At 44.1% G+C, this 22,513-nt stretch carries 22 protein-coding genes; 7 read left to right on the top strand and 15 right to left on the bottom strand.

Going from position 1 to position 22,513, the window contains the following annotated elements:
• The first annotated feature begins 5 nt into the window (after positions 1 to 5).
• Together rpoC and DQQ10_RS19200 are read left to right on the top strand one after the other, a co-directional pair.
• The gene (gene rpoC / locus DQQ10_RS19205) at positions 6 to 4,313 is read left to right on the top strand and encodes a DNA-directed RNA polymerase subunit beta' (RefSeq protein ID WP_112748548.1); all 4,308 of its coding nucleotides are present in this window, start codon (positions 6 to 8) and stop codon (positions 4,311 to 4,313) included.
• Positions 4,314 to 4,390: 77 nt separating this feature from the next.
• Entirely contained in the window at positions 4,391 to 4,726 is a 336-nt protein-coding gene (locus DQQ10_RS19200) for a DUF3467 domain-containing protein (protein WP_112748547.1), read from the top strand.
• 42 nt (positions 4,727 to 4,768) lie between these two features.
• Here the strand turns inward: DQQ10_RS19200 and DQQ10_RS19195 are convergent, their stop codons facing one another.
• Complete coding sequence (locus DQQ10_RS19195) at positions 4,769 to 5,842, bottom strand: Fic family protein (protein WP_165824015.1); 1,074 nt, start codon at positions 5,840 to 5,842, stop codon at positions 4,769 to 4,771.
• Between the two features lie 185 nt (positions 5,843 to 6,027).
• On the opposite strand from DQQ10_RS19195, the gene rpsL reads away from it, so the two are divergent.
• The 4 genes from rpsL to rpsJ are packed head-to-tail and all read left to right on the top strand — an operon-like array spanning position 6,028 to position 9,393.
• Positions 6,028 to 6,450 (top strand): 30S ribosomal protein S12, encoded by a 423-nt coding sequence (gene rpsL / locus DQQ10_RS19190; protein WP_112748545.1) that lies wholly within the window; start codon positions 6,028 to 6,030, stop codon positions 6,448 to 6,450.
• Positions 6,451 to 6,463: 13 nt separating this feature from the next.
• On the top strand, positions 6,464 to 6,931 hold the full coding sequence (rpsG, locus tag DQQ10_RS19185) for a 30S ribosomal protein S7 (protein WP_112748544.1): 468 nt from the start codon (positions 6,464 to 6,466) through the stop codon (positions 6,929 to 6,931).
• 17 nt (positions 6,932 to 6,948) lie between these two features.
• Positions 6,949 to 9,063, top strand: a complete 2,115-nt coding sequence (gene fusA, locus DQQ10_RS19180) for an elongation factor G (protein ID WP_112748543.1) — start codon at positions 6,949 to 6,951, stop codon at positions 9,061 to 9,063.
• A 24-nt stretch (positions 9,064 to 9,087) separates the two neighbouring features.
• Positions 9,088 to 9,393 carry a 30S ribosomal protein S10 gene (rpsJ, locus tag DQQ10_RS19175; RefSeq protein ID WP_079688288.1) on the top strand — a complete coding sequence of 102 codons (306 nt, stop codon included), beginning with the start codon at positions 9,088 to 9,090 and terminating at the stop codon, positions 9,391 to 9,393.
• Positions 9,394 to 9,440: 47 nt separating this feature from the next.
• Here the strand turns inward: rpsJ and DQQ10_RS19170 are convergent, their stop codons facing one another.
• From DQQ10_RS19170 to DQQ10_RS19140, 7 genes are read right to left on the bottom strand one after another with little or no spacing between them, the layout of a single operon-like run.
• The gene (locus DQQ10_RS19170; RefSeq protein WP_112748542.1) at positions 9,441 to 10,031 is read right to left on the bottom strand and encodes a nucleotidyltransferase family protein; all 591 of its coding nucleotides are present in this window, start codon (positions 10,029 to 10,031) and stop codon (positions 9,441 to 9,443) included.
• A gap of 1 nt (position 10,032) precedes the next feature.
• Positions 10,033 to 10,560 (bottom strand): YybH family protein, encoded by a 528-nt coding sequence (locus tag DQQ10_RS19165; RefSeq protein ID WP_112748541.1) that lies wholly within the window; start codon positions 10,558 to 10,560, stop codon positions 10,033 to 10,035.
• The gene (locus DQQ10_RS19160; protein WP_112748540.1) at positions 10,529 to 11,710 is read right to left on the bottom strand and encodes an XdhC family protein; all 1,182 of its coding nucleotides are present in this window, start codon (positions 11,708 to 11,710) and stop codon (positions 10,529 to 10,531) included. The genes DQQ10_RS19165 and DQQ10_RS19160 overlap by 32 nt, the downstream gene beginning before the upstream one ends.
• 34 nt (positions 11,711 to 11,744) lie before the next feature.
• Positions 11,745 to 12,203, bottom strand: a complete 459-nt coding sequence (locus tag DQQ10_RS19155; RefSeq protein WP_112748539.1) for a nuclear transport factor 2 family protein — start codon at positions 12,201 to 12,203, stop codon at positions 11,745 to 11,747.
• Positions 12,200 to 12,607 (bottom strand): c-type cytochrome, encoded by a 408-nt coding sequence (locus tag DQQ10_RS19150; RefSeq protein ID WP_112748538.1) that lies wholly within the window; start codon positions 12,605 to 12,607, stop codon positions 12,200 to 12,202. The genes DQQ10_RS19155 and DQQ10_RS19150 overlap by 4 nt, the downstream gene beginning before the upstream one ends.
• A gap of 18 nt (positions 12,608 to 12,625) precedes the next feature.
• Positions 12,626 to 14,791, bottom strand: coding sequence for a molybdopterin cofactor-binding domain-containing protein (locus DQQ10_RS19145; protein WP_112748537.1), 2,166 nt, complete (start codon positions 14,789 to 14,791; stop codon positions 12,626 to 12,628).
• A gap of 31 nt (positions 14,792 to 14,822) precedes the next feature.
• The gene (locus tag DQQ10_RS19140; protein WP_112748536.1) at positions 14,823 to 15,302 is read right to left on the bottom strand and encodes a (2Fe-2S)-binding protein; all 480 of its coding nucleotides are present in this window, start codon (positions 15,300 to 15,302) and stop codon (positions 14,823 to 14,825) included.
• A 274-nt stretch (positions 15,303 to 15,576) separates the two neighbouring features.
• Between DQQ10_RS19140 and DQQ10_RS19135 the strand changes: the two genes are divergently transcribed.
• Positions 15,577 to 15,999: a DUF2141 domain-containing protein gene (locus tag DQQ10_RS19135; protein WP_112748535.1), complete on the top strand. Its 423-nt coding sequence runs from the start codon at positions 15,577 to 15,579 to the stop codon at positions 15,997 to 15,999.
• 6 nt (positions 16,000 to 16,005) lie between these two features.
• Here the strand turns inward: DQQ10_RS19135 and DQQ10_RS19130 are convergent, their stop codons facing one another.
• The 7 genes from DQQ10_RS19130 to DQQ10_RS19100 form a co-directional block, all read right to left on the bottom strand.
• A complete protein-coding gene (locus DQQ10_RS19130) occupies positions 16,006 to 16,488 on the bottom strand; it encodes a c-type cytochrome (protein WP_112748534.1) in 483 nt (160 codons plus the stop codon).
• The gene (locus tag DQQ10_RS19125; RefSeq protein ID WP_112748533.1) at positions 16,475 to 17,122 is read right to left on the bottom strand and encodes an SCO family protein; all 648 of its coding nucleotides are present in this window, start codon (positions 17,120 to 17,122) and stop codon (positions 16,475 to 16,477) included. Before DQQ10_RS19125 ends, DQQ10_RS19130 begins: the two co-directional genes overlap by 14 nt.
• A gap of 1 nt (position 17,123) precedes the next feature.
• Entirely contained in the window at positions 17,124 to 17,654 is a 531-nt protein-coding gene (locus DQQ10_RS19120) for a CopD family protein (protein ID WP_112748532.1), read from the bottom strand.
• 21 nt (positions 17,655 to 17,675) lie between these two features.
• Positions 17,676 to 18,482, bottom strand: a complete 807-nt coding sequence (locus tag DQQ10_RS19115; RefSeq protein ID WP_112748531.1) for an MOSC domain-containing protein — start codon at positions 18,480 to 18,482, stop codon at positions 17,676 to 17,678.
• Positions 18,483 to 18,622: 140 nt separating this feature from the next.
• Positions 18,623 to 20,275 carry an alpha-glucan family phosphorylase gene (glgP, locus tag DQQ10_RS19110; RefSeq protein ID WP_112748530.1) on the bottom strand — a complete coding sequence of 551 codons (1,653 nt, stop codon included), beginning with the start codon at positions 20,273 to 20,275 and terminating at the stop codon, positions 18,623 to 18,625.
• A 97-nt stretch (positions 20,276 to 20,372) separates the two neighbouring features.
• Entirely contained in the window at positions 20,373 to 21,335 is a 963-nt protein-coding gene (locus DQQ10_RS19105; RefSeq protein WP_133259703.1) for an ABC transporter ATP-binding protein, read from the bottom strand.
• Entirely contained in the window at positions 21,332 to 22,339 is a 1,008-nt protein-coding gene (locus DQQ10_RS19100; protein WP_112748528.1) for an iron ABC transporter permease, read from the bottom strand. The genes DQQ10_RS19105 and DQQ10_RS19100 overlap by 4 nt, the downstream gene beginning before the upstream one ends.
• Positions 22,340 to 22,513: the final 174 nt, after the last annotated feature.

Below are 22,513 nucleotides of genomic sequence, written 5' to 3'. Positions count from 1 at the left end.
AGCATATGTCTTTCAGAAAAAATAAAAAGATCAACAACGACTTCTCAAAGATCACCATTAGTTTGGCTTCTCCGGAATCAATTCTTGAGAGTTCTCACGGTGAGGTTACACAACCGGAAACCATCAATTACAGAACGTACAAGCCTGAAATGGGTGGTTTGTTCTGCGAGCGTATTTTCGGTCCTGTGAAGGATTGGGAATGTCATTGCGGTAAGTATAAGAGAATTCGTTATAAAGGCATCATTTGCGATCGCTGCGGTGTAGAAGTTACCGAGAAGAAGGTGCGTCGCGAGCGTATGGGCCACATTGAACTTGTTGTACCTGTAGCACACATCTGGTACTTCCGTTCCCTTCCTAACAAGATCGGTTATTTGCTTGGTCTTGCTACGAAGAAACTTGATCAAATCATCTACTACGAGCGCTACGTTGTTATTCAACCAGGTGTTAAAGAAGAAGATGGTGTAAACAGGCTAGACTTCCTCACAGAAGAAGAATACCTCGATATTATCGATAAGCTTCCACGGGAGAATCAATTATTAGATGACAACGATCCTAAGAAATTCATCGCGAAGATGGGTGCAGAGGCGTTGGAGATGTTGTTGTCAAGAACACAACTCGATCAACTTTCTTACGACTTGCGTCACCAAGCTGCGACCGATACGTCACAGCAACGTAAGGCGGAGGCATTGAAGCGTTTGAAAGTGGTAGAAGCTTTCCGTGAAGCGCGTACTCGCATCGAGAACAAGCCAGAGTGGATGGTGATCAAGATGGTTCCAGTAATTCCACCAGAATTGCGTCCACTTGTTCCATTGGATGGCGGTCGTTTTGCGACGTCAGATTTGAATGACCTTTACAGACGTGTTATCATTCGTAACAACCGTCTGAAGAGACTGATTGATATCAAAGCTCCTGAAGTTATCCTTCGTAACGAGAAGCGTATGCTACAGGAGGCTGTCGATTCATTGTTCGACAACTCTAGAAAAGTGAACGCTGTTCGTTCAGATGGAAACCGTGCCCTGAAGTCGTTGAGTGATATGCTCAAAGGTAAGCAAGGTCGTTTCCGTCAAAACCTCCTCGGTAAACGTGTTGATTACTCTGGTCGTTCCGTTATCGTGGTAGGTCCTGAATTGAAACTTCATGAGTGCGGTCTTCCAAAAGACATGGCAGCTGAATTGTTCAAGCCATTCATTATCCGCAAGCTCATCGAAAGAGGAATCGTGAAGACGGTTAAGTCTGCGAAGAAGATTGTTGATAGAAAAGATCCAGTGATCTGGGATATTTTGGAAAACGTATTGAAAGGACACCCTGTGCTCCTCAACCGTGCTCCAACGCTTCACAGACTTGGTATCCAGGCATTCCAGCCAAAATTGATCGAAGGAAAAGCGATCCAACTTCACCCACTCGTATGTACTGCGTTTAACGCCGACTTCGACGGTGACCAGATGGCGGTTCACGTTCCGCTCGGACAAGAAGCAATCCTTGAAGCATCGTTGTTGATGTTGTCGTCGCACAACATTCTCAACCCTGCTAACGGTGCGCCTATCACAGTACCATCACAAGACATGGTTCTTGGTCTTTACTACCTAACAAAAGGAAGAAAGAGCACGCCAGAGCATCCGGTGATTGGAGAGGGCAAACGCTTTTACTCAGCAGCGGAAGTAATCGTTGCTTTCAACGAGAAAAAACTTTCTAAGCACGCTAACATTAAAGTTCGCGTGAATGTAAAAGATAAGAAGACAGGTGAGTTATCGTACAAGATGATTGAAACGGTGACGGGTCGCGTAATCTTCAACCAATACGTTCCTGAAGAAGTAGGATATGTAGATGAATTGTTGACGAAGAAAAAACTTCAAACAATTATCTCCGACATCTTCAAACATGCAGGACAGTCAAAAACAGCGAAGTTCCTCGATGATATCAAAGAACTCGGATTCCAGATGGCTTACAAAGGTGGTCTTTCAATGGGCTTGAACGATGTGAAAGTTCCAGATGAGAAAGAGAAGCTTGTGGCAAGTGCGCAGGAAGATGTTGATGGCGTATGGAATAACTACATGATGGGTCTTATCACAGACAACGAGCGTTACAACCAGGTTATCGATATCTGGACACGTACGAATACGTTGCTGACGAATACCCTGATGAGACAACTGGAAGACGATAACCAGGGCTTCAACTCGATCTACATGATGATGCACTCTGGTGCTCGTGGTTCGAGAGAGCAGATCCGTCAGTTGGGTGGTATGCGCGGTTTGATGGCGAAACCACAGAAGAACCTTGCGGGTTCAGTAGGATCGATCATCGAGAACCCAATTCTTTCGAACTTCAAAGAAGGTTTGGACGTACTCGAGTACTTTATCTCTACACACGGTGCGCGTAAAGGTCTTGCCGATACTGCCTTGAAGACAGCGGATGCGGGTTACCTCACACGTCGTCTTGTTGACGTAGCACAAGATCTTGTTGTGACGGAAGACGACTGCGGAACATTGCGTGGTTTGAAAGTTACAGCATTGAAAGACAACGAAGACATCGTTGAACCATTGTCGGAGAGAATTCTCGGACGTGTAACTGTTCACGCGATCTACGATCCGTTGACAGATGAAATGATCTGTGATGCTAATCAAGAGATCACTGACGAAATCGCGAAGCGCGTAGAGGAAACCAGCATCGAAGAAGTTGAAATCCGTTCATTGCTCACTTGTGAGTCGAAGATCGGAGGATGCGCGAAATGCTACGGTCGTAACCTTGCTACCGGTAAGATGGTACATGCAGGTGAAGCAGTAGGTGTAATCGCAGCACAATCAATCGGTGAACCTGGTACACAGCTTACACTTCGTACATTCCACGTGGGAGGTACGGCATCGAACATCGCGGTAGATGCAAACATTAAAGCTAAGTTCAGCGGTATCCTCGAATTCGAAGGTGTCCGTGTAATAGATACAACTGATAACGACAATAATCCTATTCAAGTAGTGATGGGTCGTACAGGTGAAATTCGAATTGTAGACAACGACAGACAACGTGTGTTGATTACGAACCACGTGCCTTACGGATCATTCATGAAAGTGAAGGATGGTCAGAAAGTTGAAAAAGGAGAAGAGCTTTGCTTCTGGGATCCTTACAACGCCGTGATCTTGTCAGAGTTTGATGGTGTAATCGAATATGAGTCAATCATTGAAGGTGTTACTTTCAAAGAAGAATCTGATGAACAGACTGGTCACCGTGAAAAGGTTATTACCGAAACACGTGATAAGACTAAGAATCCGGCTATCGTTGTAAAAGGTAAAACTGAAACGAAAGGCTACAACATTCCGGTAGGTGCTCACTTGGCAGTTGATGCGGGTGAGAAAATCAAAGCGGGTCAGGTGCTCGCGAAGATTCCACGTACGATGGGTAAATCACGCGATATCACAGGGGGTCTTCCTCGCGTAACAGAATTGTTCGAAGCGCGTAACCCTTCCAACCCTGCGGTTGTCAGTGAGATCGATGGTGTAGTTACTTATGGTGGTATCAAACGTGGTAACCGTGAGATCTTTATTGAATCACGCGATGGCGTTCAGAAACGTTACTTGGTTCCATTGTCTAAACACATCCTTGTTCAAGATAATGACTTCGTGAAAGCAGGTCAGCCATTGTCAGATGGTTCGATCACGCCTTCAGATATCTTGTCTATCAAAGGTCCTACTGCAGTACAAGAATACTTGGTGAATGAAATTCAGGAAGTATACCGTCTGCAAGGTGTGAAGATCAATGATAAACACATTGAAGCGATCGTGAGTCAAATGATGCAGAAGGTTGAGATCATCGATCCAGGTGATACAAGCTTCCTTCCAGGTGAATACGTTGATAAACTCAACTTCCGTGAAGAAAACGATCTTATCCTTGATAAGAAAGTAGTAGTAGACGCTGGTGATTCTTCAGCAATGAAGCCTGGTCAGATCATTACTGCTCGTGAATTGAGAGATGAGAACTCTATCCTCCGTCGTAAAGACCAGAAGTTGGTTGAAGTTAGAGATGCACTTGCTGCAGTATCTAGACCGACACTTCAAGGTATTACACAGGCATCGTTGAAAACGGAGAGCTGGTTGTCAGCGGCGTCATTCCAGGAAACTACTAAAGTTCTCAGCGAAGCTGCGATCCGCGGTAAGACAGACTGGTTGATGGGCTTGAAAGAGAACGTAATTGTAGGACACTTGATCCCTGCGGGTACGGGTCAGCGGAAGTTCAACGATTTGATCGTAACTTCTAAAGAAGAGTACAGCGATCTCATGGCAGCGACACATCGTAAGGACCGCGAGAAAGAGCTCCAAGACTAAGCATAGTTAATGAACTGAAAATAATGCGGATGGTGTCACAACCATCCGCTTTTTGCTTTAATAAACATGAATAGGTTATGGCAGAAGAAAAGAATAAACAACAACAGCAACAGCAGCAGAATCAGATCAATATTGAACTCTCGGAAGAAATCGCCGAGGGCATTTACTCAAACCTTGCCATGATCGCTCATTCTAACAGTGAGTTTGTGATTGATTTCATTAGACTTATGCCGGGTGTTCCAAAAGCGAAAGTGAAGTCCAGAATTGTGATTACACCAGAACATGCAAAACGTTTCCTACTCGCTTTAAAAGACAACATAGACAAATACGAAACGGCATTTGGTCCCATCAAGAGGACAGAAGATCTTCCGAAATTCCCAATGAATTTTGGCGGTACTATGGGTGAAGCCTGAAGCGGGTAAAATGATGGCAGCGAAGTATACTCATAATTGTTGCTAACTGAGTAAGTCGATCAAAGCACGGTGAACGAAAATATTTTCTTTCCCAACTTTCTTTAATCCAAGTATTCCTAATTCTACTAATGTATGAAGGTACTTGCCTGCCGCTTTGCGCTGGGCAATGTTAAACTCTTGGAGGTGTTCAATTTTGCAATAGGGCCGTTTGAAGATTACATCGACTAGCGGTTTTGTATAGTTTGATTTTCCTGCCGTCTTACACAATGACGTTGTTGTTTGATAGAGGTTCTCGATAGCGAGTAGTCTTTGGGAATTCTTTTTCACGACCGTTTCTATTCCACGAAGGAAAAATAGAATCCAACTCGTCCATTCATTTTGTTCACGCACTTGCTGATGTAAATGGTAGTATTCGATTTTGTTTTGTAAGACGTATTCGCTTACAGACAGTGCGGGCAAAGGAAGTAATTGATGTTGCTGAAGGAAAAGTAGATTCAGTACTCTTCCTGTTCTTCCATTCTCGAGATAAAAAGGGTGTATGCTTTCAAACTGATAGTGCTGAACTGCCATTTTAATAAGCGGGGATATTTCGCGGGCGGGTTCGTTGAAGTAGCCGATAAGGTTCAGCAATAATTTAATGTTAGGCGATTGCGCATCGTAAGGCATGCTTGCTGTTTGAGGGATGCTAATTCCCTGGAGTTGTGCTACGATCTGAAAGATGTCAGTAAGCTCAAGCGTCCTGCGCTGTGCAAAGATTGAGTTTCCATGCGAAATTGCTAGAAGGCATTGCAATACATTCTTAATTGTTGCCGTTGGCCGTGAGACCTGTGATGTCAGTGCTTCCAGAACATCTTCAAAGGGGACGGTTCTTGTTTCGATTGCCGTGCTACAGATGGCTTCTCGGATCATCATATTCTCGAGAAAGATGTTGGGCGTATGGTGAAGTTTCAACCATACGCGAAGTTCGGCAAGGGCAACGGCGGCGCGACTTTCTTGTCGGAGGACGCTGTTATTTTCCAGTCTGGCGCTGCTGGGAGGGAGTAGCTGGAGTCCAGGGCAGGATCCTGGGGTTTTGTCCTTCAGGAGTGAATGTAAAGGCGCATCTAAGGTAGACATGAGTCCAAAGTTATAGATTAGACACATGTATTAAGCGTGAATTTGCGTCGAAGGCGAGGATTTTACGATATTTTGGAGAAAATCAGGCACTTTCCTCAAAAATATTTCGAGTGCCTTTGGCTGTGGTGACGACTTTAGCTACCTTTGCAGTCCTAATTTTGAAAAGTTTCTAAAAGGAAATATAAATGCCTACCATTCAACAACTTGTAAGAAAGGGACGGAAGAAATTGACTTTCAAGTCGAAGTCACCGGCTCTTGATTCCTGCCCACAGCGCAGGGGCGTATGTACACGTGTGTACACAACAACGCCTAAAAAGCCAAACTCTGCGATGCGTAAAGTTGCCAGGGTACGTCTGACCAACGGTAGAGAGGTCAACGCTTATATCCCAGGTGAGGGCCACAACCTACAAGAACACTCGATCGTGTTGATCCGCGGTGGAAGGGTAAAAGATCTCCCAGGTGTTCGTTATCACATCGTACGCGGTGCTTTGGATACTGCCGGTGTAAATGGTCGTCTTCAGTCAAGATCTAAATACGGTGCAAAACGTCCTAAGCCAGGTGCAGCTGCTCCTGCAGGAAAAGGTGCTCCAGCTAAAGGAAAGAAATAACAGGAATTGAGCCATGAGAAAATCAAAACCTAAAAAGAGATATCTTCTCCCTGACCCTAAGTTCAACGACACGCTTGTAACCAAGTTCGTGAACTATTTGATGGAACAAGGAAAGAAAAGTACAGCCTATGGTATCTTCTACGATGCCGTTGCAGTTGTTGAAAAGAAAACTAACGAGAGCGGTCTTGAAGTTTGGAAGCGCGCAATGAATAACCTGATGCCATCGGTTGAGGTAAAAAGCCGTCGTGTTGGGGGTGCTACTTTCCAGGTTCCTGTGGAAATCAGACCTGACCGTCGTATCAACCTAAGCATTAAATGGCTTATTGATTATTCAAGACTTCGTGGTGAAAAAACCATGATGGATAAACTTGCTGCTGAAATCATCGCTGCTTCAAAAGGCGAAGGTGCTGCGATCAAAAAGAAAGATGATACGCACCGTATGGCAGAAGCTAACAAGGCATTTTCACATTTCAGATTCTAATCAGAGGACATCAGATAATGGCGAGAGATCTTAAATACACCAGAAACATCGGTATCGCTGCGCACATTGACGCAGGAAAGACTACTACAACAGAACGTATTCTTTACTATGCCGGTGTAAACCACAAAATTGGTGAAGTGCACGAAGGTGCTGCAACCATGGACTGGATGGAACAGGAACAGGAGCGTGGTATCACCATCACTTCTGCTGCGACAACAGTTTTCTGGAACTACAGAAATAACAAATACAACGTAAACATCATCGATACGCCAGGTCACGTGGACTTTACCGTAGAGGTAAACCGCTCGCTTCGTGTATTGGATGGTCTGGTGTTCCTTTTCAGTGCGGTTGACGGTGTTGAGCCTCAGTCTGAAACAAACTGGCGCCTTGCAGACAACTATAAAGTTGCCCGTATCGGTTTCGTTAACAAAATGGACCGTGCTGGATCAGACTTCCTTGGTGTTTGTAAGCAAGTAAAAGAAAAACTAGGTAGCAAAGCTGTCGCGCTTCAATTACCAATTGGTGCTGAAGATAACTTCAGAGGTGTTGTTGACCTTGTTAACAACCGTGGTATCATTTGGAATGAGCACGATAAAGGAATGACTTACGAAGTTGTTCCGATTCCTGACGACATGAAGGATGAAGTGAACGAATACCGTGAGAAACTTCTCGAAGCTGTTGCTGAATATGATGAAACACTTCTCGAGAAATTCTTCGAAGATCCGAACTCAATCAGTGAAGGCGAAATCTTAACTGCCCTTCGCAAGGCGGTTATCGATATGAAAATCGTTCCGATGGTTTGTGGTTCATCTTTCAAAAACAAAGGTGTTCAAACAATGCTCGACTACGTGATGGAACTTCTTCCTTCACCACTCGATAAGGATAATATCATTGGTTCAAATCCTGATACTAACGAAGAAGTTGTTATCAGACCGGATGAAAAAGAGCCGTTCGCAGCGCTTGCATTTAAAATCGCTACTGACCCATTCGTAGGACGTCTCTGCTTCGTAAGAGCATACTCTGGCGTACTTGAATCAGGTTCGTACGTGTACAACACGCGCTCCGAAAATAAAGAACGTATCTCTCGCGTATTCCAGATGCACGCTAACAAGCAAAACCAAATTGAAAGATTGGTTGCTGGTGATATCGGCGCGGTAGTAGGTTTCAAAGACATCAAGACAGGTGACACGCTTTGCGATGAAAAGCGCAAAGTAATCCTTGAGTCAATGGTGTTCCCTGAGCCTGTTATCGGTTATGCGATCGAGCCTAAGAAACAGGCTGACGTTGATAAGCTCGGTATGGCGATTGCTAAACTTGTAGAAGAAGATCCAACCCTTCGTGTAAATACAGATCAAGAGACAGGTCAGACCATCCTTCGTGGTATGGGTGAACTTCACTTGGAGATCATCATCGATCGTTTGAAGCGTGAGTTCAAAGTAGAGATCAACCAAGGTGCTCCTCAGGTTGCTTACAAAGAAGCGCTTACAAAAGCTGTTGAGCACAAAGAAGTTTACAAGAAACAAACAGGTGGTCGTGGTAAATTCGCTGATATCGTATTCGAGATCGGGCCACGCGAACTTGGTGAAGGAGATAAGGATGGATTGGAATTCGTTAATGACATCGTTGGTGGTGTTATTCCTCGCGAATTCATCCAGCCAGTTCAAAAAGGCTTCGAGAGCGCCATGTCAAATGGTCCGCTTGCAGGATACCCTATTGACAACATGCGCGTACGTCTATTCCATGGTTCTTACCACGATGTTGACTCTGATGCATTGTCATTCGAATTGGCAGCCCGTATTGGTTTCAAAGAAGCTGCAGCGAAATGCGCACCACAACTTCTTGAGCCAATCATGTCAGTTGAAGTAATGAGCCCAGATGAATACACAGGTTCTGTGACAGGTGACTTGAACAGAAGACGCGGTGTGATGAAGGGTATGGATACACGTGCAGGTGCACAGGTTATTAAAGCTGATGTTCCGTTGAAAGAACTTTTCGGTTACATCACTGACCTTAGAACGCTTACATCAGGTCGTGCTTCTGCATCCCTGACGTTCTCTCACTATGCTCCGGTTCCTAAAAACCTTGCAGATAAAGTAATTGAAGAAGTTAAAGGCGCCGCAATGGCGAAATAATTAACATCTAAAAGACGTTTAGATATGAACCAAAAAATCAGAATAAAATTGAAATCTTACGACCATAATCTGGTTGATAAGTCATCAGAAAAAATCGTAAGAGCTGTGAAAGCTACGGGTGCTGTTGTTAGTGGACCAATTCCTCTTCCTACTGAGAAGGAGAAATTCACTGTACTTCGCTCACCACACGTAAACAAAAAGTCTCGCGAGCAATTCCAACTTTGCACCTACAAACGCCTTGTAGATATCTATTCTAACAGCGCGAAAACAGTAGATGCATTGATGAAACTTGAGCTTCCTAGCGGCGTTGATGTTGAAATCAAAGTGTAGTTAGCTGCTTGCAAAAACATAGAAAGCCATTCTTCTGAGTGGCTTTTTTATTTTAAGGTAGCGATGAATTGTGAATAGTCTTCGGGAGTATCAAGATCGGTGGCTGCTTCTGGAGAGTCGATAGCTGAAACATCATTGGGGTAGCGCATAATTACGGACTTCGCGCCTGATGCATCTTCGAGTCCAAGTAGATCGTGGAAGTGTTCGTTGCTAAATATGGCTGGTACTCCCAATGTGCCTTCGTATCTGGAGACAACGATGGCGCCATGTGAATCGCCAAACGTTTTAATCATGGTGTTGAGATAGGCTGTGGTCACCTTCGGTTGATCGCATAACATGATGAGAACTCCGTCGATATGCGGCGAGACAGACAAAATGCTTTTGATGCCTGTTTTTATCGAACTTCCAATACCTTTTTGCCACTGAGTGTTAACTGCGATTTGGATGGGCGTTGCCCTTAGCTCTACTTCGTGTTCATTGGCATTTGCGCCAAGTACCACGGTAACGTGCGACGAAGCTCCCAGTGCTTGTTGTGTTGCATGTTTCAAGAGCGATACATTGCCAATCTTAAGAAGTTGCTTGGATTGACCCATTCGCGATGAAGTCCCTGCTGCGAGTATGATAATCCCAATGCTCATGTTACTCCATTAAAGCTGCACTGTTAAAATCAGTTTCGCCGATGGTATTGTTTTCCGATGAATCGGTGTCGACCAGAATTTTCCAAACGCCGTTTTCTTTACGGAGAACGACATGAAATTTTCCGTAGAAAGCACGACTTTCGCCTTTGCTGTTAAAGCTCGTTGTTCTATAGATGCCGATATCAATAGCTTGGTTGTGATTTGAAAGTCGTTCGGTAAAACGGAGTTCGAGTGTTCGTCGGCGGTTTTCTTTTTTGGATCGGAGATCCCCCTGTCGTTGTTCTTCATCGTATTGTTTCCAATCTAATATGCGTTTTGCATCACGTGATGAACGTATAACGTCGCGTGAATGAAGTTTCATAAAGCCATCGGTATCAAAACTATTGAAGGACGCAATGAAAGGTTTCCAGACTTGATCGGTGATTTCTTGCTGCGACTGTGCATTGGCCAGCGTTGCGAGCGTAGTGCTCATGAAGAACAATAGCCAGCGGCTTGCATTATGCATACTTCGAATTGCTGTCGTTTTCATTGAGATAAATTTGTTTGAAAACCTGATCACTTTTTTCATCTCGTTTATGAATTGGTCCTTGACGATATTTCAAGAATCCTCCCGAGCGATTGGCAAACTTGCCCTGTATCTCTGCGATGATCGAGAGTGCGATTTCATCGGGTGTTTCAGCGCCAATGTCTAACCCGATAGGCGAGTGAATTTTTTCTTTTTCTTGAGCAGTGAATGTAATCTTCTCGTGCGTAAACTCGAGTACCATCTTGTCAAAGCGCTTTCGTGGTCCGAGTATACCAATATAGGGCGTGTTAGATTTGATGATTTTACGAAGAACGTCCCGATCGTATTCGTAGTTGTGCGACATTAAAACACAAGCCGTGTAGGGTGTGATGTTGAAATCGCGATCAATAAAATCCCGATGACACAACGAGAGTTTATCTGCGGTAGGGAAAAATAGTGGTGCGATATGCGCGACACATTCGTCCGTCACCATTACCTCCCAACCAAGCGATTTTGCAAGTTGGCTTACTGGACGAGCATCGAATCCACCTCCAAAAATGATAAGCGAAATGGACGGCTGAATGAGCTCTACAAATACTCCGAATGTGCCATCGGCTGTGTGATAAGTCTTCGCTTCGGATTTACCTGTCTCGAATCGCAGCTGCAGGTCTCGTTCTAAAGCCTTGGCAAGTGTATCGTTGTTGAAGGTGATGTGAACAGTGTTATCGTTCTTAAGAAGTAATTTTTCACCCACCGCATTTGGGCCACTAAAGATTGTTGCAAGCGCCACGGGCGTATTGACGTTCGTGATTTTTGAGAACATGTCGATAACATTTGTTACGCTTGTGCTATCGATAGGTTCAATGAGCACGTCGATCACGCCGTTACATCCCAAACCAATCCCGAGATTTTGATTACTCTCCTCTCGGGTGTCATAGGTTACGGTGATGGCTTGCTTGCGCTGCATCACGTCGCGTGCTTTCCGCAGGGCATCTCCTTCTAAACACCCACCGCTAATAGATCCTACCCATCTCCCGTCATCGGTGATTAACATACGTGCACCTGGGCTGCGGTAGGAGGATCCTTGTACGCTTACCACGGTTGCTAACGCGGCACGTTGTTTTGTTAGATCAATTTTTTGATAAGCCGTAAGAATGGATTTAAGTTCTTTCATAAGCTGGCTTTACGACAATAGAACTGTCATCGCGCTATTCTTGCTTGATAGCAACGCAATGCTCGGAAATGATTTCGAGGTTGCCATTGATTTTTGCAATGGTTAGTCCGCACCGCTGATTATCATGAATAGTTTCACCTTGCCACGACAAATCTCCAACCCAATGCGAACTTACCGTGGCTATGTTTCCTTTCACTGAAATTTCTATTTCATTGCGATTGGCGGAATGAATAACATAAGCAGAATCCGTTAGGAATTTAATAGTTTCGGCTTTTTTCGTTGTTTCGCCCAGTGAGCTAAAGTAGATATACTGATCGCTCAGCAGCGTTTCTATGGACTTTCCGTCTTTCGCATTCCAAGCGACATCATACTGTTTTAAGAACGCAGAGACTTCATCTTTCGTGATGACCTCATGCTGATTTGTTGTTGGCTTGGATACGCATCCAACACAAAGGGTAAATGAGATTAGTATTGATGTAATTCTTCCGGTCATTTCCGAAGCGCTTTAACTTCTGCTGGAGTGACGGCCTCGCCCTTATTTCCCCATGAGTTTCTGACGTAATTCAGTACATCGCTAAGTTCCTGATCAGTGAGTTCAATCGCTGCCATCTCGCCGTTATACGTCACGCCATTCACTTTTATTTCACCTGATAATCCGTGAAGTATTTGAGTGATAGATCGTTTTTTATCCGCCATTAAATAATCAGATTTTGCAAGTGGAGGAAATGCTCCTTCAATACCTTCACCTTGTTCCATGTGGCAGGTCATGCATTGTGTGGTGTAAACTTCTTTTCCGCGTGTGATGCTCGCTTTTAAATCGAATTTTTGATCGAAGGATAATAGTGTGATAGAAACCCCTGCGAGCATTCCGATAATTAGTGTGATGTTACGATTCATAGTAGATACTTACAATTACTAAACTTGGTCGAGGCTGAATGGCACCTTGCGAATACGTTTTCCAGTAAGATCGAAAATTGCATTTGTCAAGGCAGCCGTGAATGGAGGTAGTGCAGGTTCGCCTACACCGCCAGCTTTTTCTTCATTGTCCATGATATGTACTTCAATCTCGGGAATTTCATTGATCCGCGACATTTTATAACTATCGAAATTCCTTTCAACTGCCATGCCATCTTTAAAATGTGTGGCATGTTTCACGGCAGCTCCATGTGCCATCACGATACTACCTTCTACTTGCGCTTTTACGATGTCGGGGTTAACATACCATCCGCAATCCATCACCGCCCAAATTTTATCAATTTTGATTTTTCCGTCGGTGGCTTTAGAAACTTTAACAACCTCACCAACGATACTGTTAAAACATTCGGTAATGGCTACGCCAAATCCGGCATTTTTGCTGCGCGATTTCCAACCGGAAACTTCTTCAAGTTTGTTAATCAAATCGTGATACCTGCCATTCCACAGGTGTTGTCTTCTAAAAGCCAATGGGTCCATTGCCGCTGCAACGGCGAGTTCATCGATGAAACTTTCAAAAGCAAAACCATTTGTTGACGAATACACGGAGCGCCACCACATTACTGGGATGGGTGATTCTAACGGTACGTCACTAAAGCTATAATTTGGGATGGAGTCGAGATATGTTTCAAGGAACCCCTCGGTGATGCTGCTATTATAAGATTTTTTATTCGCACCTGGATTTTGATGCCCCATATTTTGGCCAGCAACTTTTGTCTCGAACGAACTCATGCGCGTTCCGTCCAATACGCCTCTACATTGATATACCATACCAGGCCGGAATGGACCTTGTGTCATATCATCTTCGCGAGACCAAACGACTTGCACAGGAGCATTGATGGCTTTTGAAATGACAGCAGCTTCGTGTGGATAATCTAAGAACGCTTTTCGTCCAAATCCACCGCCGAGAAAAGTCATGTTCACCGTTACATCGTCGGCCTTGAGCCCCATTAGATCTGCAACATCTTTTTGAACCCAATCAGGCCCTTGTATCGGACCCCATATTTCTAGTTTGTTATCTTTAAAATGTGCGATACAATTTAAAGGCTCCATACAACTGTGCGATTCGTACGGTGTTTCATATACGGCCTCGAGTTTTTTTGAAGCGGTGGCGTAAGCTGCACCGGCGTCACCTTTCGTTTTAAATGAAAGTGCTTTGCCAGTTGAGAAAGACTCGTTCATTTTCGCATAAAGTTGTTCAGTGCTGTGATGCTCAAAACCGTTGTCATCCCAAACCACTTTGAGAGCCTTTCGACCCTGCATGGCCGACCACAAATTATCAGCGACTACAGCAACACCTTCTCGGTCGTGAGAGAAAACACGCATCTTAACAGGGATCACATGTTTAACACCCGGTACTGCTTTAGCTGCTGCATCATCAAAACTTTTTACTTTACCGAGAAAGCGCGGATTGCGTTCGACCACGGCATACAACATCCCAGGAATTTTTTTGTCCAATCCGAAGATTGCCGTACCGTTTGTTTTGAGCGGCGTATCTTGCCGCGGTAAGGGCTTGCGAATTATTTTATAATCACTAGGTCGTTTCAATTCCACTTGTGCTGGTGGTTGAAGTTTTGATGCTTCTTCGACCAGTGCACCATAATGCAATTTTTTTCCTGATGGTTTATGAATTACGTGGCCACGTTCAGCGTAACATTCTGTTTTCTCTACTTTCCATTGGCGTGCTGCCGATTCGATCAACATCTCTCTAGCACTCGCACTGAGTTTTAACAGACGCTGGTAGGAACCACGAATGGTCGAACTTCCGCCGGTGATTTGACTACCATATTTTGTTTGACTTCCCTGTGCGAATACGATGTTAATGTCATTCATGTCCACCTCAAGTTCTTCGGCAATAATTTGAGGCACGGACTGAAACGAACCTTGCCCCATTTCTGATCGGTGATTGATGATAGTTACTTTTCCTGATGTATCGATAGAGATCCAAGCATTGAGCTCGACATTCAACACACTTGCGTCATCTGCCTTAATGATTTTAGCTTCTTTCGCGTTGGCAGGAAAGTAAAACCCTAACGTAAAGGCTGCACCGGTAAGTCCGGAGAGCTTAATAAAGTTTCTGCGTGATATATTTTGTTTGCTCGTTTTCATAGGAGAATGGTTTGCGTAATACCGGTCACGACTATCCTTTGCTGGCTTTTTGTGTTGAAATCAACGAAGCCGTTTTTATTGCTTTGCGAATGCGCGTGTAAGTACCACACCGGCAAATATGTCCTTGCATAGCGGAGTCAATGTCTTTGTCGGTAGGTTGGGGAATACGTTTGATCAGAGCTGCTGCGGCCATGATTTGCCCAGACTGACAATATCCACATTGTGGTACTTGTTCGGTGATCCACGCTTGTTGCACAGGATGGCTGTTATCGTCGGAGAGACCTTCAATGGTCGTAATACTTTTATTAGCGGCAGCGGACACTGGTAGAATGCAAGAGCGCATTGGGTTTCCGTCAAGATGTACCGTGCAAGCCCCGCATTGTGAGATGCCACAACCGTACTTCGTTCCGGTTAAGCCGGCTACGTCGCGTAGGACCCACAGCAATGGCATTTTTGGGTCAACATCGACAGACACTTCCTTGTTATTAATTTTGAGGGTTATCGAAGCCATGATTAAAAAGATTGGTGCAGTGAGTAAGTTACAAATTGTTATCGGTTACCGAATAGATTAGGTACGCCCGTTTTACGTAAAATGGCGGGTGTTGCTATCAATTTCAACCGAATAGCACGTCGGGGGAGACCAAATACACCTATCACCTGATATATATTTGTTTACACTACATCGCTGCGGCATAACAATTGGTCTATTAAAATTAACAGCTCAGACGATCAGATTTAACCAGTTGCTCAACGGCCCGTATGTTTGGGTATAAATCGAAAACAATATGAAAAAGATCATCCTACTACTCGCAGTGTTAACGTCCCTCACCATTGTTTCTAAAGCACAGAGCTCAATTGAAGTAACGATCAAGGAAATTAGAGCGGTAAAAGGATCAATCCGTGTGGCCATCTACAACAACGATGAATCATTTTTGAAAACGCCTTTAGATGGGAAAATCGTAAAGGTGGCATCAACGGAAGCGGTCGTCGTATTTGAAAATCTGAAGCCCGGTGAATACGCGATTAGTGTCGTGCATGATGAAAACGACAACGGCGAATTGGATAAGAATATGATGGGTATACCAAAAGAAGGATTCGCCTTTGGAAACAACGCGACTGGTATGTTTGGGCCGCCAGATTTTTCGAAAGCCAAAGTAAAAGTGGACGGTGCTAAAGTAAACCAGGTAATCAACCTGAATTACATGTAACAATAATTAACGCTGTGTCTCGCACGTTTGCATCGCGTTCGAGACATAGCTTACTTCAATTAAGCCCCTGTCGTTCTCCCACGTGTTATAGATGTAAGTAGCGATCTCGGCGATTTCAAGATCCGATAGCGTCGCGATGCCTTTCATCTCTTTATTAAACTGTTTCCCGTTAACGATTAATTCCCCCGATTTCCCGTACCGCATCAAGCAAAGTACATCGTCTAAATTCTTGTCGAGATAGTCTGATTTGTTTAACGGTGGGAAAAGCAGCCCGAGCCCCGAACCATCTACTTGATGACAGTTGCTGCAGTGTTGCTGATATAACTCTTCACCCCGGTTATAATATTGCGTGAATTTGGCGGAGGTATCACGCGTTTTTTTATCAGCGTCAGCAGAGTGGTTGTTGTCGGTGCGACTACACGCAAGGGCGACCCAACATCCAGTCATTAGGGCAACCGTTGTAATCATTTTGATACTACTGCGCTGCATATTCTGATTTGAGCGCCTCGATATCGAGCAGTAATCGGTTCACTTCATCCACTTTAGTTCCATCATACTTTCCGCGGATGCGTCTATCTTTGTCGATCAATAAGAATGCTCCACTGTGAATAAATCCATCGGGCTCTTCTTTGGCCTCCATGGCTGTGGCGAAATAACTGGTTTGTGCTATTTCATAAATTGAGTCTTTCTTGCCGGTGACGAAGTGCCATTTAGCAGCACTCACCCCAAGGCGTTCTGCAAAATCTTTTAATAGGGGCACTGTATCATACTCAGGATCTATTGTGTGTGAGAGGATCAATACGTCTGGATCATTTTGGATTGAATCGTATACACGTTTCATCTGCGTTTTCATAATGGGGCAAATCGTACGGCAGGTAGTGAAGAAGAAATCCGCTATATAGATTTTACCTTTAAAAGTCTCTTGTGTTATAATGGCGCTATCCTGGTCGATGAACTTAAAATCGGCAATGGTGTGGTAAACAGTGTCTGTGCCTTTTACTTCTCGTTCTCCGAAAATAGGAAGTGGCGTAACCGCTTCTTTTTTTGAACATGCAAATATTGTTGCCGTTAGCAGTATTGCGCCGATTACGCGTGATAAAGTCTGTATGATTCTTGATGTCATATTATTTTCTAAGATTCTTGTAAACTCGTATTCCAGCCATAATCGCTACACTCACTGCAATCAATCCCAGTACACCCCATACCATACTCAATGAACTTTTAACAACGATCAGAAAAACAATACTGATCAGTAGGAGGGTAGGTACTTCGTTCCAAATTCGAATTTGTTGCGAGCTATAACGATAAACACCTTTCTTTAGTTGATTAAAAATAGCATGCAGTGAGAAATGATATCCGTAAAGAAGGAAAACAAAAAATAGTTTAAAATGCATGTAGCCTTCACGAAGGACACCGGGATTATTCCAAACTAGTAATACACCTATCAAAAAAGTGATGACACCTGCGGGCCATGTAATTCCAAATAACAACCGCGACGCCATAATGATCAGCTGATTTTGGATCGCAGCTTTTTCTTGCGCCGGTTTATCGTTCGCCTCGATCGTGTAAATAAAAAGCCGAGGCATATAAAACAACCCTGCAAACCACGCAACAATAAAGATGATGTGAACGGCCTTTAAGTAATAATAATGCATTGCTAATTCGGTATGGCAAAATTAGGCATAACTCACAATCTGAATACTGTCGCCAACCTTTATTTCACCTTGGTCGCGGGCCACTAAATTTTGGCCAAAGTAGATCTTGTTATTTCGAGCGCGATATTTAGCCAATGTTTTAGTGGGTTCAATACCCTTTTCCGCCGTTTCTTGGTTTATCGTGGGTACGGCACAACGCGCGCATGGCTTTACGCCGACAAAACGGTTGGTTCCAATAACAAACTCTCGCCAGGTGTCCTCTTCATGAGGGGCGCCGCCGCTAAACACAAAGTTTGGTCTGAAGCGATCCATCCCAATCGCGCTGGCGAGTTTGTCATTTAATTGTTGGAGTGCATTCTCGCCGATAATCAAGAAGGGGTATGCGTCCGCCAAACTCACTTGTTCATCGTTAACCTTGTACTTCGGATCTACTGGCCGAACATAGTCTTCAGGAAAAAACATGAGCTTACATTTTTTCTGCAGATGGTAGGAGAACCATTGAGAAATGGCAGTGTCAACTTCACAAGTCATTACATGATCGTCCCAGATAACAACGTCTTCTGCAGTGTTGTTACCTTTGGGCACAAGGGGAACGTCTATCGTGTCTGCACCAAACCTAATCGTTAATGCCGTATGATTCAACGCCAACTTGAAGAGTGCCATCTGTGGAAACACACGCTGAGTCATGAAGACATTATTTTCATCAACAAGCATCCAACGCCTGTCGTAAGGCAAGCCTTTTTCTAAAACTTTAGAAGCGGTTAGCTGAATGCCTCCCAACGACTTTACCGGATAGATCCAGATCTCCGATAGCTTTAAATCTCCCATGTTGTTCTGTTAACTGACGACGTGTCAACCGTGTTTTGTACAGGCATCTTACGCTCGCGCAAAGTAAAGAAGATGCGCGATAAGGGCGCGCAATTTTATGTAAAAAGAAAGGCAGTCAGAGTAGACTGCCTTGGACGAGCTTAATGCTTGTATAGCTTTTCGTAATATTCGGATGCCATTCGCCCTGAATCAAAGAATGGCAAAACGTCTTGCATACTTCGTTTTACAATTTTCGACCACTCCTTTGGTCTTTCGTAATACATCGGAATAATTTCGTTTTCCAGGAGATCAAGTAGTGCGTTTGCCTCGAGTTTATCTTTTGATTCTTGCGTCAACAGATCATTTGCCGTTGGAATTATGAAACTGTTTTCACCGTGTTTTGAAAACTCAGGTATCCATCCATCCGGAATTGAAAGATTAATGGAAGCATTCATTGCTGCGGTCATTCCCGATGTTCCGGAAGCTTCGTGATAAAGGCGCGGATTATTTAGCCAAAGGTCGGATCCTTTTTTGAGGTGTCCCGAAAGCCACAGCTCGTAACCTGTTACCACGGTGCAATTCGGAAGGTCTTTAGTTTTCCAGTAGATCTCATTAAAGATATTGATCGCACCGAAATCTTCTGGGTAGGGTTTGCCTCCCCAAATAATCTGGATGGGATATTTTGGATTTTGTACAATTTTCAAGAATCGATTGTAGTCCATCAAGAGCAAGTTCGCACGTTTGTAGGCGGCGAATCGTCTTGCCCAAACCAACGTGAGCACATTTTCGTCAAATAGCTTACCCGTTTGATTGGCGACTACCCTGAACAGTTTGTGCTTCAGCTCTTTTTTTCGAGTAACTATTTTTGCGTCGTCGTTTTGTTGAAGAGCTTCATCCAGTACATCGTCGTGCCAATAGGTTTTGTTTTGCGCATTGGTGATCGCGGTAATTTCACAAATGTCATCGTAGTCACCCCACATCTTTCGAGAGACTTCACCGTGCAATTGGGAAACGCCGTTGGCGATCTTCGCCATCCTCAAAGCTGATAGCGTATAATTTAATATGCCGTTTTCAGGTTGAATGTACTCATCAACCTGTTTTAGGGTAAGTCCGCTGAAGAAGCTCATGCTGTTTAACAGCGGTACACTATGCTCTTCGTTTCCTGCTTTTTCGGGCGTATGTGTTGTAAAGACGACGCGTTTTTTGACTTCGGCGAGGTCTTTAAATTTGTCAAGTAAGTAAAAGCACATGGGGAGTGCGTGTCCTTCATTCATGTGATAGATGTCTGTCTTTCGTTCTAACACATCGATGAGTTTCGCTCCGCCAACGCCTAATAAAATTGATTGCGCAATTCGCGTGGTTTCGTTTGGATCATACAAGCGATGGCTGATGGTTTGTGCGAGGTAATCGTTTTCTTGAATATCTGTAGTGAGCAGAAATAGAGGAGCAGTTTTAAATACTTCAGGTTTAAGAAGGAAGGCCTTTACGTATACACGCGCGCCGTGAATGGTGATGGGAAAGATAATGTTGGTGTCGACTAAGAATGAATAGTCTTTATCGCGAAAGCTGACCCGAAGTGTTTGGTCTTGATTTCTTTCTTGATCGTAATAACCTTTCTTCCAAAGGATGCCAATACCAATGAGGTTTTGTTTTTTTTCGTAAGCACTTCTTAAATGTGACCCTGCTAGAAAACCAAGACCACCGCTATAGATCTTTAGTGGTTGGTCGACGGCAAACTCCATCGAAAAGTAGGCGACCGGTTTGCTATATGCTGGATCGAAGCTATAGGAAAATATTTCTGTTTCTTTTATCATATTGAATGTATAGATGTCCAAACTAATAAAACAGATTGAAATCAAGTCATCTTATTGACCAAGATATTGCGTAGAAAATTTGCAATCGTTTGCTTCTCTAAACGTGTTTTGCGCTGATCAACCAATGTACGAGATCTTGGAGGCTATCAAATTGTTGTCGGTCGGCTAGCCAAACGAAACGGTCGCCATGTGATTGTATAGTAATATCGACTCCGCTATTGGGCGAGACTCCAATGCCGTTTCGTTCTAAAGCATTTTTTGTCCACAGAAAACTATAGCCATCACCGTCCAGTGTAACCGATAAAGATTGTTGATAATCGTGAACAACTTTTCCTGTTTTCAAATCGAATCCCTTCAATTGAAAAATAGTATCGAACGCATTGTTAAGGACAAGATCTTCAGGAAAACCAGTAAGGATTGTTTTATCGCGCTGTGTTAACCAGATACCGTCGGCGGTTTGCAAAGCAAGGTCGAGATCGTGGGTCGATACCAGTACGCCTTTATTCTGCTGGTGAGCAATATTTTTTAACAGCTTCATGATCTCAAGCCGATTGTTTAGATCAAGGTGAGCTGTTGGTTCATCGAGGACAATTACCGGTGTGTTTTGTGCTAGTGCGCGAGCGATCATTACCAATTGGAGCTGTCCATCACTGAGTTCTTGCACGCGACGGTTTTTGAGTTCTTGAATGCCGACCTGCTCTATTGCCTGTTCTATAATGGCATGATCTTGCTTCGTAAGTTTCACACGCCATGTTAGATACGGGTAACGTCCTAAGTTTATCAGTTCATGCGCGGTCAGGTTTTGCGCCGTGATGCGATCAGTAAGCACAACTGCCAGGCTATGCGCACGAATATTGTCATGATCGATTTTGACTTGCCCTGCCAGGGGTTTTTGAAGACCAGCAATGGTTCTGATAAGCGATGATTTGCCGATGCCATTGGGGCCCATCAAGCAAATGAATTCTCCTCTATGAAGTGTCAGAGAGATATGCTCAAATAGTTTATGAGCCCCATATCCAACAGAAAGATCCTTAATGACGAGCATGCCCTCTGTATTCATACCGATATCTTTCTTGATCGCATAATAACCCAAATGACCACAGGCGCGCCCACTAAAGCGGTGATTGCGTTGATTGGAAGTAACTGGTTTTGCCGCGGCAATTGCGTGACAATATCACAAAACAGTACCAAAGAAGCGCCACCCAAAAGCACAGCGGGGATGAGGATGAGATGATTGCTTGTCTTGATAACGAGTTTAACCAAGTGAGGAACTGCCAATCCAACGAATGCGATAGGCCCACAAAAGGCGGTCACTACGCCGGTTAGGATACTTGCGCTGAGAATGATTTGTAGCCTTGCGCGACGTGTGTTAATGCCTAGACTTTGCGCGTAATTTTCGCCCAGTAGCCAAGCGTTGAGCGGTTTGGCAGAGGCTATTGCAAGTACGGTCCCGATTACTGTAACAATGCCTAGCAGATTTATCTCTTGCCAGGATAGGCTTCCCAAACTTCCAAATGTCCAAATAATGTAAAGCTGAAGGTCCTCAGCTTGTGTAATGTATTGCAAGATGCTTACAATAGAAGACGTTGCTGCACCAATCATAAGGCCTACGAGAAGTAGCGCTGCGTTATCTTGAACGCGCTGAGCGATTGCGAGCATGATGATAAAAACACCAAAGCATCCAATACTGGAGGCAACGGCAATAGAGGTGCTGTTGGTCGTTAGTAATGGTAGTCCGGCAGACTGACCGAGTAGTAGCGCAGCAACCGCTAAACTAGCGCCGGAACTTAAACCGAGCACATCAGGTCCGGCGAGTGCGTTTCTAAACAAAGTTTGCATTTGCAGACCAGCTAAGGAAAGTCCGCCACCTGCCAATATGCAAGTGAATGCTTTTGTCATGCGAAAGTCCCAAATGATAGCTTGCCAGGCGGGTTCGTTGGATTGTTTCCCGAATAGAATAGCGATAACATCCGTAGTTGGGATGTCGACACTTCCTAATGATAAGCTTGCAATAAGGAGTAGTATTAGCAACAAGAGGAGTAATATCCACCGGGAAGCAGCCATTGGTTAAAAGAGTTTTAAAAAAAACGATCCAATGATAAGTGATTTCTAACGCGTTTTAGGCGAAAAAAAGCGGCAAATTTTCCGGAAGGTTGTTGAATGCGGGTTATAAATGGCTGTAGACGACGCTTTTCTGAAATATTTTGAAACCTGCATTTGGTAACTATCCTTTAGTTC

The organism is Pseudochryseolinea flava, assembly GCF_003286915.1.
GTDB lineage: Bacteria > Bacteroidota > Bacteroidia > Cytophagales > Cyclobacteriaceae > Ohtaekwangia > Ohtaekwangia flava.
The sequence above is the reverse complement of the archived record's forward strand: the minus strand, read 5'-3'. Positions and strand labels throughout refer to the sequence as shown.